We start from the raw sequence: 19,072 nt of genomic DNA, 5'->3' as shown, positions 1-19,072 counted from the left end.
TTGCCCGGTATGTTCGTGACCCTTTGGGTTTCATCGGTTTTTTTGGTGGTACAGCCTGTCTTTGGCCGTAAGCCCCTATTGATTGCCTATATTTTCTTACATTTAGGAAAATGAATGTGAGGTGTTGCGCACTGTCTTTTTCTTTTTCATCGGTATTATGGGCCCGGGACCGGCCTTCCTGGCCCAGGGCCAGAACCTGGTCCAGAACCCCAGTTTTGAACAGTATGTGAGCTGCCCTGACTCCATGGGGAACCTGGTGGAGGATGTGGCGCACTGGCAGACACCCTCGCTGGGTTCCACGGACTACTATCACAGCTGTAGCACCACCATGGGAACCGATGGGAATTTCAGTGGTTCCCAGGCTCCCGGGTTTGGTTCGGGCTATGCCGGGCTCTATTTCTATGCCGGTGATGAATACCGGGAATACCTTATGGGGGAACTTACCACCACCCTGGTGGCGGGAGAGCGTTACCGGCTTGCGTTTTATGTGAGCCTTGCAGAGCGTTCGGGCTATGCCGTGGATGCCTTTGGGGCACGGTTGCTGGAAAAACCCGTATTGGTGGAGACCAGAAAGGTGCTCTCCAAAAAACACCTGCTGGCCCAAGAGGGGGATGCCTCTCCCGTGATGGTACTGTCCAACGGCGACTTTTATGTGAACACCACGGACTGGGTGCGGGTAGCGACCGAGTTCGTGGCCAAGGGCACGGAGAATTACATCATTATTGGGAACTTCAACGCCAACCGGCGCACCAAGAAGCGCATTCAGGTGGCCAATGGCCTCAAGGGTGCCTATTACTATCTGGATGCCATTTCCCTGATGCCCTTGGAAGGCCGGCCGCCCCAAAAGGAGGCGGAGGTGGGGGCCGCCTTTGAAACCAACCGTTCCATTGTCTTTGAGAACGTGCGGTTTCGGTTTGATACCGCCACCTTGGAGCCCGGGGCCATTTCGGAGATAGAGCGCGTGTACGGGTACCTCCGGGAGCATCCCACCCTCCATATCGCCATAGAGGGCCACACGGACCAACTGGGAAGCACCACCTACAACCAAAAGCTGTCAGAGGGAAGGGCCGCTGCGGTGGCCGCCCATCTCATTGCCCTTGGTCTGGAGAAGGACAGGGTGTCTTGGAAAGGATATGGCAGCACCCGCCCCCTGGCAGTTGGCAAGGGTGCTGCCGCGCGCCAAATGAACCGGCGGGTGGCGTTTGTGATATTGGAATGAGTGCCACAACGGGGGCGGCGCATCCTTTGTTCCGGTATGAAATTTTGTTCTTGAAAACGGGAGGGACATCAAAGTAAAAATCTCTTTTAAAAGCCCCAAAGCGGTCGCAAAAGCCAGTATCTTTGGTAAAATTTGAATTATGGACATCAATTTGGCCGTTCTGATAGACGGAGACAACATCCCCTCGGGATATATCAAGGAAATGATGGAGGAGATCGCCAAGTACGGCAACCCCACCATTAAGCGCATTTATGGCGATTGGACCAATCCGCGCCTGTCCAAATGGAAGAACATCCTTTTGGAGAATGCCATAACGCCCATACAGCAGTACGGATACACCCAGGGTAAGAACGCCACCGACTCGGCCATGATCATAGATGCCATGGACATCCTCTATTCCGGCAAGGTCAATGGGTTCTGCATTGTGAGCAGTGACAGCGATTTTACCCGTTTGGCCACAAGATTGCGCGAGGCCGGGATGCAGGTGTACGGCATTGGGGAGCGCAAAACGCCCAACCCCTTTATTGTGGCCTGTGACCGTTTCATCTATTTGGAGATCCTCAAGGACAAGGAGGCCGATCCCGATGCCAGTGCGGCCGCGAAGGTGGACAAGAAAAGTACGGTGGACAAGATCACGCCCAAGGAACTGCGCTTTATTGCCAATACGGTAGATGATGTGGCCGATGACGATGGCTGGGCCTTTTTGGGCGATGTGGGCAGCCTGTTGCAAAAGAAACAGCCCAATTTTGACGCCAGGAACTACGGTTTTCAAAAATTGACGCCCCTGATCAACAGCCTGCCCAATTTTGAAATTGAGCGCAGGGAAGACTCACGGGGCAGGAGCAAGCTCATCTATGTGAGGCTAAAAGAAAAGAAAACCGCCAGGAAGCGGAAATAGGCGTCCGGCCGCCCAAACGGTTTCGCTCTTGGGCACTGGCAAGGGACAGCACAGCGCGCATACAATGAAAATCACAGATAAAATGAAACAAAAAGGACGATTTTTAGGGGCGGGAATGGCCTTGCTCCTGTGCGGTTTTCCAATGGCTCAACAAGCTGCGGCCACCCCGGAGATGAACAACAGCCTTGGCGTGCCCTACGGCCACAACAAGCGGGCTGCGGACAGCCTGGAGGGTGCCTGGGCCTATGAGGCCGAGGGGGTGGACTATCCCTACCGCAAGGGCACCCTACTCATTGGCCGCAAAAACGAAGCCTACACAGTGCAAGTGAATCTTCCCCAAGGCAGTATGGACGGGTATCAGGTAACCGTCAAGGACGGTACCATCCGTTTTTTCTTGAATGTGGATGGCGTGGAGCGCGTTGCGGTAAGCTTGGAACAAAAGGGGGACACCCTGCAAGGAAAGGCAGTGACTTCCCAAGGTACTTTTTCCGTAACGGCCCAAAGAAAATTGCCGGGGAAGGAGTAGGGGGGGATGTCCCCAATGGGAAGTGAACGTTGGAAAAAGGGGCATTGTTTTCGGGATGCTGATCAAGTTGACTTCCATGCGCAGAACATCGTTTGGTTGTTTTTTGCTTATTTAGTGGACAACAGACAAGAAAGGCCCACCGCAAAAACGGCAGATTTGGTTATAGCCTACACAAAAGCAACGCTAAAAAAACCAAAAGAGCTGTTTTTTGCCAACGCTCTGACAATAATGGAGTGAATAAATGACATTAGAACAATATATAGACAACCTAGACAAAAGGTACAGACTCGGAAACGCAACCGAACATACTTTCCGTGGCGACTTACAGCAACTTTTGGAAAGTTTGGTGCCGACCATCAGGGCGACCAACGAACCGAAAAGACAAAAATGTGGCGCACCTGACTACATTTTGACCAAAAAGGATATTCCCGTTGGATTTATTGAAGCCAAAGACATTGGCGACAAAGACCTTGACGGAGTAAAGAAAACAGGAAACAAAGAGCAGTTTGACCGCTACAAGGCTTCGCTGAACAATTTGATTTTCACGGACTACATTAACTTTCATCTGTACCAAGAAGGCGAATTCATTACCAAAATTTCAATAGCAGAAATCACGGACAAGGGAATAAGACCGTTGCCGGAGCATTTTGGCAACTTTGAAAATCTCATTAAAGACTTTTGTGTCCACGTTGGACAAACGATAAAAAGCTCAAAAAAATTGGCAGGGATGATGGCGGGCAAAGCCCGCTTGCTTTCTGATATTATTGAGAAGTCGTTGACCAGTGATGAAGAAAACCAAGAAAACAGTACGCTGAAAGAACAAATGTTGGCTTTCAAGCAGATTCTGATTCACGACATTACACCACAAGGTTTTGCAGACGTTTACGCTCAAACCATTGCTTACGGAATGTTTGCGGCTCGTTTGCACGACCCTACTTTGAACAATTTCAGCAGACAAGAAGCCGCTGAACTGATTCCAAAATCGAATCCGTTTTTGCGAAAACTCTTTGGCTACATTGCAGGACCTGACATTGACGACCGAATTAAATGGGTAGTTGAGAACCTCTCGGAAATCTTTTTGGCGTGTAACGTAGAAGAAATTTTGAAGAACTACGGGAAATCCACCAAAATGGAAGACCCGATCATTCATTTTTACGAAACCTTCCTAAGTGAATACGACCCAAAATTGCGCAAATCCCGTGGCGTATGGTACACACCACAGCCTGTAGTTGATTTTATAGTAAGGGCGGTTGACGATATTCTTAAAACGGAATTTGATTTACCGCAAGGACTTGCCGACACCAGCAAAACAACCATAAAAGTAAACACCCAAACCGCAGACAAGCGTTCTGCAACTGGTTACAAACAGATGGAGCAAGAAGTACACAAAGTGCAGATTCTTGACCCAGCCACAGGAACAGGCACTTTCTTGGCAGAAGTGGTAAAACACATTCACAAAAAGTTTCAAGGACAACAAGGCATTTGGAGCAATTATGTGGAAACGCATTTATTGCCACGCTTAAACGGTTTTGAGTTGCTCATGGCGAGTTACGCAATGGCGCACTTGAAGTTGGATTTGCTTTTGACCGAAACAGGATTTAAACCCACTGTCACTTCGAGCGGAGTCGAGAAGCACCAACGCCTACGCGTGTATTTGACCAACAGTTTGGAAGAACACCACCAAGACACAGGAACGCTGTTTGCCAATTGGTTGAGTACAGAAGCCAATGAAGCCAACCACATTAAACGAGATACACCTGTAATGTGTGTCATTGGAAATCCGCCATACAGCGGTATTTCTTCCAACAATGGCGAATGGATTAGCAATTTGATTGAAGATTACAAATATGTTGATGGCGTTCACTTTAATGAACGCAAGCATTGGCTAAATGACGACTACGTAAAGTTTTTGCGTTACGGTCAGAATTTTATTGAAAAAAACGGAAGTGGTGTTTTGGCGTTTATCAATCCGCACGGATATTTGGACAACCCAACGTTTAGGGGAATGCGTTGGCATTTGCTGAAAACCTATGATAAAATTTATGCAATAGATTTACACGGCAACAGCAAGAAAAAAGAAACGGCACCAGACGGAAGTGCTGATATAAATGTATTTGATATTCAGCAAGGTGTTTCAATCAACATTTTTGTAAAAACAGGAAAAAAGAAAGCCAACGAATTAGGTGAAGTGTTGCATTACGACCTTTATGGGAAAAGAGAAATGAAATATGATTTTTTGGCTGAAAACTCTATCAAAACAGTTGATTTTATCAAGCTAAAGCCTGAAGATCCATTTTACTTCTTCATTCAGAAAAACAAAGAAGGACTCAAAGAGTATAACAATGGATTTAAAATTGACGAACTATTTCCCTTAAATGTAACAGGAGTTGTAACGGCAAGAGATTCTGTAGTTGTAGATTTCAATGCGCAAAGTCTTATAGACAGAATACAAAGGTTTACAAGTAGGGAATTTTCGGATAGTGAGACAAGAAGTTGGCTATTCCCAAAAAAGAAGAATGGAAAATATTTAGCAGGTGATTCCAGGGGTTGGAAACTCGTTGAAGCAAGAGAGAAAATTGCTAATAATCATCATCAAGAATTTATTAAAAACTATGACTACCGTCCATTTGATACTCGCAAAATATATTACTCATCTGATATGGTAGATTGGGGTAGAGAGAAGTATATGTATAACATTATTACAGGGGTGAATTTAAATCTTATTACAGCAAGACAATCGACAGACGTTAATTGGAGTTTAGTCCAAATAACTGAAAATATGATTGACAATCGTTATCATTTTAGCTATAAAGGAATACCATCTCAATTCCCTCTTTACGTATATGCGGTATCTGATGGACAACAAACCATTGATCAATCCACAGAAAGAAAACCAAACCTAAAAGCCGAAATTGTAAATAAAATAGCAGAGAAATTAGGGTTGGCTTTTACCAACGAGCCCTTAGTCTCCGCTCAGGGTTCTCCCAAAACAACTTTTGCCCCAATAGACCTATTGGATTACATCTATGCAGTTCTGCATTCGCCAACGTACCGAGAGAAATACAAGGAGTTTTTAAAAATTGATTTTCCGAGAGTGCCTTACCCAAAAGACCAAGCCACGTTTTGGCAATTGGTAAAGTTGGGCGGAGAAATTCGGCAAATCCATTTATTGGAGAGTCCAAAAGTGGAGCAATACATTACGCAGTACCCTGTTGATGGAGATAACATAATCACTCGAAAAATGTCAAAAACAAGTCCGGGTTATGTACCTTCTGTCACTTCGAGCGCAGTCGAGAAGCCCCAAATGGGCAGAGTTTACATCAACGACACCCAATATTTTGACAACGTGCCATTGGTAGCTTGGGAGTTTTACATTGGTGGCTACCAACCCGCACAAAAATGGCTAAAAGATAGAAAAGACCGAAAATTGGAGTTTGACGATATTTTGCACTATCAGAAAGTATTGGTCGCCCTAAGTGAAACCGACAGGTTGATGAAAGAAATTGATAAAATTGGGATTGAATAAATGACAACCCACGCTGGCGCGAGCGTCACGCTCGTGCCCGGTACTGTGGTGTGTTCCCCACGATGGCGAGAGCGTAACGCTCGTGCCCCGTACGGTTCATACAGATCCGATAGCAGACTTGTAAATGAAATTCTGTGATATATTATCTTGCCTTAAAAAGAAAACAATGGGAAGCTTAACCATATCAAGTAAAATTTTGGACAAGTATTTCGGTTATTTGAAAAATTTGGACATACAGACCAAAAAAAGTCTTATCATTAAATTGACCAAATCAATTGAAACAAAGCCGAAAAAGGAATTCGACCCGAATTCAATTTTTGGTGCGTGGGTTGATAGCAGGACTTCTGACGAGATAATTTCTGATATTAGAAATTCCCGTATTGAAAAAATCAATACCGCAAGTTTGGAATGAAATACCTCTTGGACCCCACGCTGGCGCGAGCGTCACGCTCGTGGCCCGTACGGTTCCTATAAACCGTAATCAAAAGCCAAAAAAAACAGCATCATGAAAAGCAAAGGATTCATAATGGCACTTATTGGAGTAGTAATTATGGGTATCGGCGTAGGATTTAGTTTGTTCAGCGATAATAATTTATGGTTAATATCTTCTTCCGGCATCGGTTGGGTGCTTATACTGTACGGTGCCTACGTGGAATACAAAAAAAAGAAAACCGCCAAGAGGTAAGCCAAGAAAAATAATTCGGTTTGCACAGATGGACTTACATCCTAGGGGGAGATAAAATAGGTAATCAAAACTTGCTTACCCCCACACTGGCGAGAGTCTCACGCTCGTGTCCCGTACTGTGGTGTGTTCCCGATGGGCATCGACCTAAAAAAAAATCGCCCCGGGCCAAAAAGTTGGCCCCAGAAAAGGTTCCATTTTTGTCACGGTGCGGGTGTATTTTGGGGTGATACGGGAACGAACAAAAAAAGCCGGAATGTACATCCCGGCTTTTTTTGGTCTGTTGCTTTGTTACCAGCTTATGGGCACGGCCACCCGGGTGGTGTCCCAGCCCATGACCATGTGTGCGCCCCCGGAGACTTCCTTGAAGGTTATGGAGAATTCTTCCAGTACATTGCCATCCGTGGTGGCCGCCCCTGTGGTCCTGGCCACATCGTTGCCCTCTTTGTAGAAGTAAGAGCCCCATTGGTTTAGGCCGTTGTGCAAGATCACCGTCCACTCACTTTCCCCTGGAATGGTGAGCAGGGCATAGGTGCCGGCCTTTACCTCCTTGTCCCCAAAGGTAACGTCTTGGTAAAAGGTGATCTCGGGCGCCTCATTTGCGCCCGTGCGCCACACTTGTCCCACGGGGGCCAATTCCTCCAGGGAACGATCGTTCAGCTGTGGGCGTCCGTAGGTGATGCGCACCACCTTGTCCGATACTTTGTAATCACTGGGGAAAGCGGCCATGTCCAGTGGGCTTTTGTCCAGTCCGGGGAATTTCTGGGCGTTTAGCCCCGTGCTCAATGCCAAGGCCAATGCGAAGGTGCTGATAGCAAGAATTTTTTTCATTTTTAAAAGGTGTTTTAGTTTTTCCCAAAGCTAATGGGTACGGAGCATAAAGAGAACAAAAAGAGCGTTATTTTTTACCCTACTTACAAACAGTCATATAAATAAAGCTGTTTGCCCTAAAAAAAGAAAAATATTTATCAAAAAACCTATTTATGGTTTTTTATTGTTAGCATATATTTCATATTTGTTTATATATTGAAATAAAAAATTCATCTTTGCCCTTCAATTGTTAAAAACACCAGTTATGTGCGGAATAGTGTGCGCCTTCGATCTTAAGGAAAATGCAGCGGCCCTGAGGCCACAATTATTGAAAATGAGCAAGAAACTCCGGCACCGCGGACCGGACTGGAGCGGTATCCACGCCACGGACAAGGCCATATTGGCTCATGAACGTTTGGCCATTGTGGACCCTGCCTCCGGCAAACAGCCCATACTGAGTCCGCAGGGCAATCTGATCCTCGCCGCAAACGGGGAGATCTACAACCACGCCGAGCTCAGGAAACAATTCGAGGGCCGGTACCTTTTCAAGACCGCGTCCGATTGCGAGGTGATCTTGGCGCTGTACCAGGAAAAGGGCACCTCTTTTTTGGATGAGCTCAACGGTATTTTCGGGTTCTGTATCTACGACACCGAGACCGATGACTATTTTGTGGCCCGCGATCACATGGGCATCATTCCCTTGTACATGGGCTGGGACAAGCACGGCACCTTCTATGTGGCTTCGGAATTAAAGGCGCTGGAGGGCGTCTGCACCACGATAGAACTTTTTCCGCCGGGACACTACCTGCACAGTGCAGACGGTGAACTGAAGCGTTGGTACAGCCGGGATTGGATGGAATACGATGCGGTAAAGGAAAACGAGACCAGCATACGGGCCATTAAGGAGGCCCTGGAGGCGGCCGTGCACAGGCAATTGATGTCAGACGTGCCCTATGGCGTGCTGCTCTCCGGTGGGCTGGACTCTTCCGTCACTTCTGCCATTGCCAAAAAATATGCCCAGAAAAGGGTGGAGAGCGGGGACACCGCCGAGGCCTGGTGGCCGCAGTTGCACTCTTTTTCCGTGGGCTTGGACGGCTCCCCGGACCTGGCCGCTGCCCGTAAGGTGGCAGACCACATAGGCACCGTGCACCACGAGATAAAATTTACCATACAAGAGGGGCTGGATGCCATACGCGACGTCATTTACAACCTGGAGACCTATGACATTACCACCATCAGGGCGTCCACGCCCATGTACCTCATGGCCCGGGTGATCAAGTCCATGGGCATTAAAATGGTCCTGTCCGGGGAGGGCGCGGACGAACTGTTCGGGGGCTACCTCTACTTCCACAAGGCACCCAGTCCAAAGGATTTCCACGAGGAGACCGTTCGCAAGCTGGACAAGCTGCACATGTACGATTGCCTCAGGGCCAACAAATCCCTGGCCGCCTGGGGCATTGAGGGCCGTGTGCCCTTCTTGGACAAGGAGTTCATGGACGTGGCCATGCGGATCAACCCAAAAGATAAAATGATCAACGGGGAGCGCATGGAGAAATGGGTGGTGCGCAAGGCCTTTGAGGACATGTTGCCCGAAAGCGTGGCCTGGCGCCAAAAAGAGCAGTTTTCCGATGGGGTGGGCTACAGTTGGATCGACACCCTGAAGGAAGTGGTGGAAAAAGAGGTCTCCGATGAGCAACTGGCCAACGCGCGGTTCAGGTTTCCATTGCAGACGCCCACGTCCAAGGAGGAGTTCTATTACCGTTCCATATTCGAGGGTCATTTTCCCAGTGATGCCGCTGCCCTCTCCGTTCCCCAGGAACCTTCCGTGGCCTGTAGCACCAAAATAGCCTTGGAGTGGGACGCCGCCTTTAAGAACATGAACGACCCCTCTGGGCGTGCCGTGGCCAATGTGCATGACGATGCTTACGTAAAGGGATAATGCCCGTCCCGTCCCTTTGGGGGCCCCACCCCGTTTTCCGTACAAGGTGCTTCTATCCGAAGCGCCTTTTTTTATGTTGTCTCCACGGCCTTGGCCCGGGGTCTTGCCGGGCCGCTCCAAAGGGTGCCGCCCCGGTCTTTGTGGGTGGCTTTTTCCACAATTTTTGTTGATAACTTAGACTTCCCAAAACCCCATAAACCCCATATTCGGTGGGGTATTGCGTATATTTGTAAGATTGCAAAATCCGAAATGAACACAACCTTATATTTATGAGCGAAGAAGCGAAAAACGAAGAAGGTACCAATGAGGGGAAAAAGGGCGGGAAACAGAAAGATCAGCCCATAAAGAACTACTCTGCGGACAGCATTCAAGCGCTGGAGGGAATGGAACATGTGCGCATGCGCCCCTCCATGTACATTGGTGATGTTGGTGTGCGGGGCTTGCACCACCTGGTCTATGAGGTGGTGGACAACTCCATTGACGAGGCCATGGGAGGGCATTGCGATACCATCAGTGTCACCATTAACGAAGACAACTCCATTACCACCAAGGACAACGGTAGGGGCATCCCGGTGGACATCCACAAGAAGGAGGGTGTGAGCGCCTTGCAGGTGGTCATGACCAAGATCGGTGCCGGGGGAAAGTTTGATAAGGATTCCTACAAGGTCTCCGGCGGGCTCCACGGCGTAGGGGTCTCCTGTGTCAATGCCCTGTCCAGCCATTTGCGGGCCACGGTGTACAAGGATGGCAAGATATGGGAGCAGGAATACGAGCGCGGTAAGGCCCTCTATCCGGTTAAGAGCATCGGGGAAACCACGGAGCGTGGCACCGTGGTCACCTTTAGGCCGGACGAGACCATCTTTACCCAGACCATTGAATACAGTTATGAGACCCTGGCCAACAGGATGAGGGAGCTGTCCTTCCTGAACAAGGGGGTCACCATCAGCATTACCGATAAAAGACGTAAGGACGAGAACGGGGAGTATGTCTCGGAAACCTTTGTGTCCACCGAAGGCCTCAAGGAGTTTGTCCGCTTTTTGGACGGCACCCGGGAGTCCTTGATCAAGGAGGTGATCTCCATGGAGACCGAGAAGAACGGCATTCCCGTGGAGGTGGCCATGATCTACAATACCAGTTACACGGAGAACCTGCATTCTTACGTGAACAACATCAATACCCACGAAGGGGGCACCCATTTGTCCGGTTTTAGGAGGGGCCTTACCACCACCCTGAAGAAGTATGCGGATGCCTCCGGGATGTTGGACAAGTTGAAGTTTGAGATCCAAGGGGACGATTTTAGGGAGGGGCTTACCGCCATTGTGTCCGTAAAAGTGGGAGAGCCCCAATTTGAGGGCCAGACCAAGACCAAGCTCGGCAACCGGGAAGTCTCCTCTGCCGTGAGCCAGGCCGTTTCGGAAATGCTCTCCATTTATCTGGAAGAGCACCCGGATGATGCCAAGACCATTGTGCAAAAGGTGATCCTGGCGGCGCAGGCGCGCCACGCGGCCACCAAGGCCCGTGAAATGGTGCAGCGAAAGACCGTGATGAGCATTGGCGGACTGCCCGGAAAACTGTCTGACTGTTCGGAGCAGGACCCGGCGCTGTGCGAGGTGTTCCTGGTAGAGGGAGATTCTGCCGGCGGAACGGCAAAACAGGGTCGAGACCGAAATTTCCAGGCCATATTGCCGCTTCGCGGAAAAATCCTGAACGTGGAAAAGGCCATGCAGCACAAGGTCTTTGAGAACGAGGAGATCAAAAACATCTATACCGCCCTTGGGGTCACCATTGGCACGGAAGAGGACAGCAAGGCCCTGAACCTGGAAAAGTTGCGATACCACAAGGTGGTGATCATGTGTGATGCCGATGTGGACGGTAGCCACATTGAAACCCTCATTCTCACCTTTTTCTTCAGGTACATGCGCGAGCTCATTGAGGGCGGGCACGTGTACATTGCCACGCCGCCGCTCTATCTGGTAAAAAAAGGCAGCAAAAAACGCTACGCCTGGTCCGATGCGGAACGGGACGAGATTGCGGCCAGCTTCAACGGCAACGTGAGCATACAGCGCTACAAGGGTCTTGGTGAGATGAACGCGGAGCAATTGTGGGACACCACCATGAACCCGCAGTTCAGGACCTTGAGGCAGATCAACATAGAGAACGCCACGGAGACCGATCGTGTCTTCTCCATGCTCATGGGCGATGAAGTGCCCCCAAGAAGGGAGTTCATTGAGAAAAACGCCATTTACGCCAACATCGATACCTGATCATTGGCGCAAGTTTACCCTATGCAACGACCTGTGCCCAAAGCGCGGGTCGTTTTTTTTGTGATGGTTTGCGGGGCCGCTGCCGCAAGGTATTTTGGGTGATACCAGTTCTCTTTTGAAATTCTGCCAAAGAAATTGAATTGTTTTTTTTGGCAGGGCGTAAAAAGAAACCGTTTATCGGCCTATTTTCAATGGGGAAATGGTATAAACCATTAGAGGTCAGTAGATAAATACTTATCAATCAAACAAGGTAATTATTTGATTATAATACGGTTAATAATTTTTACTATTGCCAGTTTGAGCGCTCCCGAAATTTCGGGAGAGAACCATTTGCCATCCAAGGGGAGACTTCGACTGCCTGCCTCGACTACAATTCAGGCGGGCGCTCAGCCTGACATTTAAGCTAGCAACTCGATTTAAAGTAGGTAACTATCTACTGACCTCTATAAAACATAAAGAGCCTGCAAGGATTTCTCCAAACAGACTCTTCCCCATGGCCCTGTAAAATTGGTCACTCTTTTTTGGCCAATAGGCTACCGTTCATGTGGTGCAACTGATCACCGTTTTTGCTCGTTTTCAGGATCAGTTGGTCTTGGGGTTTGTTTTCCAGGCCGTTGTACGTGACCGTGTAAACTTCTTCCTGCTTGGACCAGCTAAAATCGGTCACAATGGTCAACGTGCCGTTCTGCCGTTCGTGGTAGCGGCCCAAGAAAACATCATTGAAGATCCATTCGCGCTGCACCTGCATCCTGGCAGTGCCATCCGTTTCGGTAAGGTCTTGTAACCAAACACCGATCACGGGATCGTTGTTCTCATCTATGCGTGAACAATTCGCCGAAAGAATAATGGCCAGGATGGCCACTACGTAGAGGAATTTTTTCATCATAAGTAGGTTTTTTGCGGAATTTGGGGTTCCACAAACAAAAACGCCAAGGGAACGGTTAATCGTATTATTTTTCGTTGTACGGCATGGTATTTTCAAATTCTTCGTTCAACGGTCAGATTTCATCGATATAGGGTACGGTAGTTAAGAACCTTCATCAAGAATAAATGCCTTTGAACCTTCCTTTTTTAGGTGGATATTGAGTATTTTTGCACCAGTGAAACATCGGCCTAAAATTGGGCCCATGTTGGGAAATAAATCAACGATAATACCATACACATGAAAGTAACAGTAGTAGGAGCCGGAGCAGTGGGAGCGAGCTGCGCAGAGTATATCGCCATAAAGGATTTTGCTTCTGAAGTGGTCCTGTTGGACATCAAGGAAGGATACGCCGAGGGCAAGGCCATGGACCTGATGCAAACGGCCTCTTTGAACGGTTTTGACACCAAGATCGTTGGGAGCACCAATGATTATGCAAAGACCGCCAACAGTGACATTGCGGTGATCACCTCCGGAATCCCCAGAAAGCCCGGGATGACCCGTGAAGAGCTGATCGGCATCAATGCCGGCATAGTCAAGACCGTTTCCTCCAGTTTGTTGGAGCATTCCCCCAATGCCATCATCATTGTGGTGAGCAACCCCATGGACACCATGACCTACCTGGTGCACAAGACCACCAAGCTGCCCAAGCACAAGATCATAGGCATGGGCGGCGCACTGGACAGTGCCCGTTTCAAGTACCGTTTGGCAGAGGCCCTGGAAGCTCCCATCTCCGATGTGGACGGTATGGTCATAGGGGGCCACAGTGATACCGGAATGGTGCCCCTGACCTCCCACGCCACCAGGAACAGCGTCAAGGTGTCCGAATTTCTGGATGCCGATCGCTTGCAGCAAGTGGCGGACGATACCCGTGTGGGCGGAGCCACCCTTACCAAGCTATTGGGCACCAGTGCCTGGTACGCCCCGGGTGCGGCGGTGTCCGCCTTGGTACAGGCCATTGCCTGCGATCAGAAGAAAATGTTCCCGTGCAGCACCTATTTGGAGGGCGAGTACGGTCTGAACGACATCTGTATCGGGGTGCCCGTGATCTTGGGCAAAGGGGGCATTGAGAAGATCGTGGACGTGCCCCTGAGCGATGCCGAGAAAAACAAAATGAAAGAAAGTGCGGCCGGGGTTGCCAAGACCAACGGCCTATTGGAGCTTTAGCGCTCCCTTCCTTTCACAGACCAATGGGCCGGGGGAGAAGATGTGCCAACATCCTCTCCCCCAGCCCTCTTTTCCAAATACCTCAAATATATTGTCAGATCTAGGGGTAAATCATATATTTGCACGCTGTTGCAAAAAGCATTCATATAATAATCGTAACCAATGCAAAACAAAGGACTTATAAGGCTTTTCGCCTTATTGTTTGGGCTAGTGAGTATCTACCAGCTATCCTACACGTTCATTACCAACAAGGTGGAAAAAGATGCCGAGGTATTTGCCCAAAGCCGGGTTTCCGAGTCTGAGGAAAACTACATTTCCAAACTGGAAGAGCTGAAAACCAGGTATTTGGACTCCATTGGGGACGATGCCATTTTAGGTTACACCAGCTATGACGAAGCCAAGAAGAAGGAACTGAACAAGGGGCTGGACCTGAAAGGGGGCATTAACGTTACCTTGCAGATCTCCGTGAAGGATATTCTAAGGGGGTTGGCCAACAACACCAAGAACCCCGTTTTTAACAAAGCCCTTGCCGATGCCGATGCCGCATCAAAAAACAGCGATGAGACCTACTTGGAACTCTTTTTTGACGCTTTTGATGCCATCAAAGGGGAAACCAAACTGGCTTCTCCCGAGATTTTTGCGAACAAGGGGCTTAGCGATGTCATCAATTTTCAGATGTCAGACAGTGAGGTGAAGCCCATCATCCGCCAGAAAATAGACGAGTCCGTGGTTTCCGCCTTTGAGGTGCTTCGCGAGCGTATTGACGGTTTTGGGGTCACCCAGCCCAACATACAGCGTGAGGGCAATTCCGGACGTATTTTGGTGGAGCTGCCCGGTGCCAGGGATATTGCCCGTGCCCAGAGCTTGCTCTCCAGTACGGCCCAATTGGAGTTTTGGGAAACCTACAAGCAGAGCAACCCCAGTTTCAGTACCTTTATTATCCAGGCCAATGAAAAGCTAAAGGAAATTGTGGATGTTGATGTTCCCGATCCCGTAAAGCCCGAGACCGAATTGGATTCCCTGCTGTCTGATGTTGCCCAGGATTCCTTGGACATGGCGTCCCAGGTAAATCCCCTGTTCGATCTATTGATGCCCGCAGACCCCAACAGCAATGCCATGTTCAGGGCCGCCATCCGGGATACGGCCACCATCGGGGCCTATTTGAGAATGCCGGAGATACGCAGGTTGTTGCCCGCCGATATCCAGTTCACCAAATTTGTTTGGGAGCGCCCATCTACCGAAGATGTGGAGATCATTGACCTGTATGCCTTAAAATCCAACCGTGACGGGGTGCCACGCATCAGTGGTGACGTGGTGAGCGATGCCCGATCGGAATTTGATCAGTTTGGGAAACCCGCGGTGTCCATGACCATGAACACCAAAGGGGCAAAGGAGTGGGAGGAGCTCACCGGGGACGCCTACAACAACCAGACGGGCATTGCCATTGTACTGGACAACAAGGTCTATACCGCACCTGGCGTGTCCACAGGGCCCATTTCTGGCGGACGTTCGGAGATTACAGGGAACTTCACCGTAAACGAAACCAAGGATATTTCCAATGTATTGCGAGCAGGGAAGCTGCCCGCCTCGGCAGAGATCATTCAATCCGAGATCGTGGGGCCCTCTCTGGGTCAGGAGGCCATTGACAGTGGTTTTACTTCCTTCTTGATCGCCATGGCCATTGTATTGGTGTGGATGGTCTTCTACTACGGCAAGGCCGGTGCCTTTGCCGATGTGGCACTTTTGTTGAATATCCTGTTGATCTTTGGCGTGCTCACCAGCCTCAATGCCGTGCTTACCTTGCCCGGTATTGCAGGTATTGTCCTTACCATTGGTATGTCCGTGGATGCCAACGTGCTCATTTTTGAGCGCATCAAGGAAGAGTTGGACAAGGGCAAGGGCAAGGCCCTGGCCGTGGCAGACGGTTTTAACAACGCCCTGTCTTCCATTTTGGATGCCAACATCACCACGGGGCTCACGGCCATTATTCTTTTTGTGTTCGGTTCCGGACCCATCAAGGGCTTTGCCACCACCCTGCTCATAGGTATCGTCACCTCCTTGTTCACGGCCATTTTCATTACCCGTTTATTGGTGGATTGGTACATTGCCGGAAGGGGAAGAAAACTCGATTTTTCAACGGCCCTCACCAAGAACCTGTTCAAGGGCTTGCACATAGATTTTTTGGTGAAGCGCAAGATTGCCTACGTCATTTCTGGAATTTTACTGGCCATTGGCATCTTTTCCCTCTTCTTTGGACCCGGTTTGCAGCAGGGAGTGGACTTTGTGGGAGGACGTTCCTACACCGTACGTTTTGAGAAAACGGTGAGCGCCTCTGAAATTGCCTCTGAGCTCAACGATGTCTTTGGTAGCGGCACCAACGTTAAAACCTTTGGGGACGCCAACCAGATCAAGATCACCACGCCCTACAAGGTGGATGTGGAGGGCATAGAGGTGGATGAGGAGATTCAGGACAAACTGTTTACCGCCCTGCAAAAGTATTTGCCGGACGGCACCACCAAAGAACAATTTACCGTGGGCAATGACACCAAGGCCATAGGCATCATGCAGTCCATTAAGGTGGGCCCCACCATTGCAGATGATATCAAGAACAATGCGTTCTTGGCCATATTGGGCTCCTTGGCCGTGGTCTTCCTCTACATTTTGTTGCGTTTCCGTAGGTGGCAATTCTCCTTGGGCGCCGTGGCGGCGGTGTTCCATGATGTATTGATCGTATTGGGCGTCTTCTCCATTTTGGGCAAGATCATGCCCTTTAACATGGAAGTGGACCAAGCCTTTATTGCGGCCATACTTACCGTGATCGGGTACTCCCTGAACGATACCGTGGTGGTGTTTGACCGTATTCGGGAAATCATTGGGGAGAAGGGATGGAAAGGCGGAGACAACATTAACCTCGCCGTGAACAGCACATTGGGAAGAACCCTGAACACCTCGCTCACCACCTTGGTGGTATTGTTGGCCATCTTCATCTTTGGTGGGGAATCCCTGAGGGGCTTTATGTTCGCCATGATCGTTGGGGTCATCATAGGAACTTATTCCTCTGTGTTCATAGCCACCCCCATCATGTTCGATGCTTCCAGTAAAAAATTAACGGAGGGAACCACAAAGAAGGCCTAGTTAGGTCTCCCCAAGCCATAGCATATTGCCATACGTCCTTAAAAAAAGGGGTATGGCAATTTTTTTGCCCACCCGTGGCCCAGGGAACCGCACCCGGGCATTTGGCGCAGCTGCCAAGGGTTCTGCACCGGATCAAGGGGGTGTTGGCCTGGCGGCCCTTGTGCAAATGTGGTGGCATCAAGGCGCCTGGGCTTGTCCCGCTGCGGCCTAATTTAAACCCGATCAAAGGATGCTCCCCACACTTCCTGCCGGGGTCATCTCCAGCGAGAACACCGATCGGGGTTCCAGGCCGGGCTCCTCGCGGTGAGACACAAAAACAATGGCCGTATTGGTCTCCTGGGCCATTTTGTTCACCAGGGCCACAAGTAGGGCAGCGGAGGCATCGTCCATGCCTTCGGTGGGCTCATCCAAGATCAACAAGGGCGGATGTTTTACCATGGCCCTGGCCGTCATCACCACCCGCTGCTCCCCAAGCCCAATGTCTGCAAAAAGGGTGTCTTTCTTATGGTGGAGCCCCAAGAGCTTTAGCCATGCCGCCGCAATTCTTTTCTGTCCCTCCGTGGCCTGGGTGTAGAGGCCAATGGAGTCCAACAGCCCGGAAATGAGCATGTTCTCCAGGGTGTGCCTACCGGCGAACTTGTCGGTCATGGCCGGGGAGTAGTAGCCTATTTTTTGTTTGATCTCCCAAACGCTTTCCCCACTGCCCTTGGCTTTGCCAAAAAGGCAGATGTCCTGCCCGTAGCCTTTGGGGTTGTCGCCAGTGATTATGGACAGCAGGGTGCTCTTGCCACTACCGTTGCTGCCCAACAGTTGCCAAAACTCCCCTTTGCGTATTTTCCAGAAAATGCGGTTTAAAATGGGCCGCTCCCCATAGGAAACGGAAACGTCACGGAAGGCCACCAGGACGTCTTCGTGTTGCTCAATGTGGCCCAAGGGAGGTGGTATGCTCCCCTTTAGGGGCCGTTTGGCGCTCACCCGGACGTCATCCTTCATCGGAGGAGCTTCCAGTATGTTCAAAGCGCCTTCCTGGAGCGCTCCATAACGGGTCATATAAGGAAGGATGTCTTTTCTTCGGTTCACGATCTGTATAAGGGCAACCCTGTGTTGCATCTCCTTCAAATGGGCCATCAACCTCGCCTGGCCTTCAACATCAAGATTGTCAAACGGCCTGTCCAAAAGCAAATACTCGTGCTCGGTTTCCAGGAGGTGGTGCAGCAAGGCCCGTTTTTGTTCCCCACTGGACATGCTCCTCAACAGGCGTCCGCCCGTGTCCAATCCGCTCTCTCCGTGCCGATCTTCCTTTTCCAGAAAACGATCTAGGGCCAATTTTGAGAACACCCCACCCTTTTTACCGGCCAAATGGTGAAAAGGCGATTGGGGGCGGCCCTGTAAAAAAGAACGTACAAACTGCCTGGTGTGCGAATGGTTGTCCGTGAACACGGCCCAATGTTCTAGCATGGCAATGGGGTGTTAATTCTGTAAATATGTACTGGATTGCCTTTGTAGCGCGTTGTGCCGTCCAAACGCATGCCATTTTTTAGGGCCACTTTTTGGGAAGGCAGGTTGTGAATCTGTATGATGGAAATGAGGGAGGGCCACCATTGTCTGGAAAAGGCCACTTCCTTGCATTTTGTGGCGGCCTCAGTGGCCAGGCCCTTTTGCCAATATTGGGGCAGGATGCTATAGGCCACCTCCAGTTCCTTTGCTCCATCCACTACCTGTAGCAAAGGTCCGGCAAGACCTACTAGGTTTCCGTTTTCCTTTAAGGTCAGGGCGTGCAGACCGCCAAGGCCCTTGGCATAGCGTTCAAAGGTCCGCTCAAACTGTTGTTGGCACGCGGTAACGGGGTCTTGGGGCAGGCCTTCCCAATATTGCGAAGAACGGGGGTCTTGGTGAAAAGGGAGCCAAGCGGCAAAATCTGTGGGCGCCAATGGCCTAAACCGCAGTCTTTGCGTTTCTTCGCCTTGCAAGCCGTAGTTCATTT

14 protein-coding genes are annotated in these 19,072 nt (G+C 49.9%); 10 read left to right on the top strand and 4 right to left on the bottom strand.

What is annotated here, in order from left to right:
• The first annotated feature begins 121 nt into the window (after positions 1 to 121).
• The 6 genes from ACKWCC_RS11015 to ACKWCC_RS10990 all read left to right on the top strand — a co-directional run bounded on the left by ACKWCC_RS11015 (position 122) and on the right by ACKWCC_RS10990 (position 6,854).
• Positions 122 to 1,219 (top strand): OmpA family protein, encoded by a 1,098-nt coding sequence (locus ACKWCC_RS11015; RefSeq protein ID WP_413995988.1) that lies wholly within the window; start codon positions 122 to 124, stop codon positions 1,217 to 1,219.
• A 139-nt stretch (positions 1,220 to 1,358) separates the two neighbouring features.
• Positions 1,359 to 2,117, top strand: a complete 759-nt coding sequence (locus tag ACKWCC_RS11010) for an NYN domain-containing protein (RefSeq protein WP_413995987.1) — start codon at positions 1,359 to 1,361, stop codon at positions 2,115 to 2,117.
• Between the two features lie 82 nt (positions 2,118 to 2,199).
• Positions 2,200 to 2,643, top strand: a complete 444-nt coding sequence (locus tag ACKWCC_RS11005) for a hypothetical protein (RefSeq protein WP_413995986.1) — start codon at positions 2,200 to 2,202, stop codon at positions 2,641 to 2,643.
• Positions 2,644 to 2,884: 241 nt separating this feature from the next.
• Positions 2,885 to 6,169 (top strand): type ISP restriction/modification enzyme, encoded by a 3,285-nt coding sequence (locus tag ACKWCC_RS11000; protein ID WP_413995985.1) that lies wholly within the window; start codon positions 2,885 to 2,887, stop codon positions 6,167 to 6,169.
• A gap of 166 nt (positions 6,170 to 6,335) precedes the next feature.
• On the top strand, positions 6,336 to 6,581 hold the full coding sequence (locus ACKWCC_RS10995) for a hypothetical protein (RefSeq protein ID WP_413995984.1): 246 nt from the start codon (positions 6,336 to 6,338) through the stop codon (positions 6,579 to 6,581).
• A 93-nt stretch (positions 6,582 to 6,674) separates the two neighbouring features.
• On the top strand, positions 6,675 to 6,854 hold the full coding sequence (locus tag ACKWCC_RS10990) for a hypothetical protein (RefSeq protein ID WP_413995983.1): 180 nt from the start codon (positions 6,675 to 6,677) through the stop codon (positions 6,852 to 6,854).
• Between the two features lie 288 nt (positions 6,855 to 7,142).
• On the opposite strand, the gene ACKWCC_RS10985 is transcribed toward ACKWCC_RS10990, so the two are convergent.
• Complete coding sequence (locus ACKWCC_RS10985) at positions 7,143 to 7,682, bottom strand: DUF2911 domain-containing protein (RefSeq protein ID WP_413995982.1); 540 nt, start codon at positions 7,680 to 7,682, stop codon at positions 7,143 to 7,145.
• A 244-nt stretch (positions 7,683 to 7,926) separates the two neighbouring features.
• Here ACKWCC_RS10985 and asnB point away from each other — a divergent pair, with 244 nt between their 5' ends.
• Entirely contained in the window at positions 7,927 to 9,600 is a 1,674-nt protein-coding gene (asnB, locus tag ACKWCC_RS10980; protein ID WP_413995981.1) for an asparagine synthase B, read from the top strand.
• Positions 9,601 to 9,869: 269 nt separating this feature from the next.
• Positions 9,870 to 11,864: a DNA topoisomerase (ATP-hydrolyzing) subunit B gene (gene gyrB / locus ACKWCC_RS10975; RefSeq protein ID WP_413995980.1), complete on the top strand. Its 1,995-nt coding sequence runs from the start codon at positions 9,870 to 9,872 to the stop codon at positions 11,862 to 11,864.
• A gap of 511 nt (positions 11,865 to 12,375) precedes the next feature.
• On the opposite strand, the gene ACKWCC_RS10970 is transcribed toward gyrB, so the two are convergent.
• On the bottom strand, positions 12,376 to 12,750 hold the full coding sequence (locus ACKWCC_RS10970; protein ID WP_413995979.1) for a hypothetical protein: 375 nt from the start codon (positions 12,748 to 12,750) through the stop codon (positions 12,376 to 12,378).
• Between the two features lie 276 nt (positions 12,751 to 13,026).
• Between ACKWCC_RS10970 and ACKWCC_RS10965 the strand changes: the two genes are divergently transcribed.
• The gene (locus ACKWCC_RS10965; protein WP_413995978.1) at positions 13,027 to 13,953 is read left to right on the top strand and encodes a malate dehydrogenase; all 927 of its coding nucleotides are present in this window, start codon (positions 13,027 to 13,029) and stop codon (positions 13,951 to 13,953) included.
• Between the two features lie 162 nt (positions 13,954 to 14,115).
• Positions 14,116 to 17,088 (top strand): protein translocase subunit SecDF, encoded by a 2,973-nt coding sequence (gene secDF / locus ACKWCC_RS10960; protein ID WP_413995977.1) that lies wholly within the window; start codon positions 14,116 to 14,118, stop codon positions 17,086 to 17,088.
• A gap of 222 nt (positions 17,089 to 17,310) precedes the next feature.
• On the opposite strand, the gene ACKWCC_RS10955 is transcribed toward secDF, so the two are convergent.
• Positions 17,311 to 18,546: an ATP-binding cassette domain-containing protein gene (locus tag ACKWCC_RS10955; protein ID WP_413995976.1), complete on the bottom strand. Its 1,236-nt coding sequence runs from the start codon at positions 18,544 to 18,546 to the stop codon at positions 17,311 to 17,313.
• Entirely contained in the window at positions 18,540 to 19,070 is a 531-nt protein-coding gene (locus ACKWCC_RS10950; protein ID WP_413995975.1) for a GNAT family N-acetyltransferase, read from the bottom strand. The genes ACKWCC_RS10955 and ACKWCC_RS10950 overlap by 7 nt, the downstream gene beginning before the upstream one ends.
• Between the last annotated feature and the right edge of the window lie 2 nt (positions 19,071 to 19,072).

This window comes from Maribacter aquimarinus (assembly GCF_047345505.1).
Taxonomy (GTDB): Bacteria; Bacteroidota; Bacteroidia; order Flavobacteriales; family Flavobacteriaceae; genus Maribacter.
The sequence above is the reverse complement of the archived record's forward strand: the minus strand, read 5'-3'. Positions and strand labels throughout refer to the sequence as shown.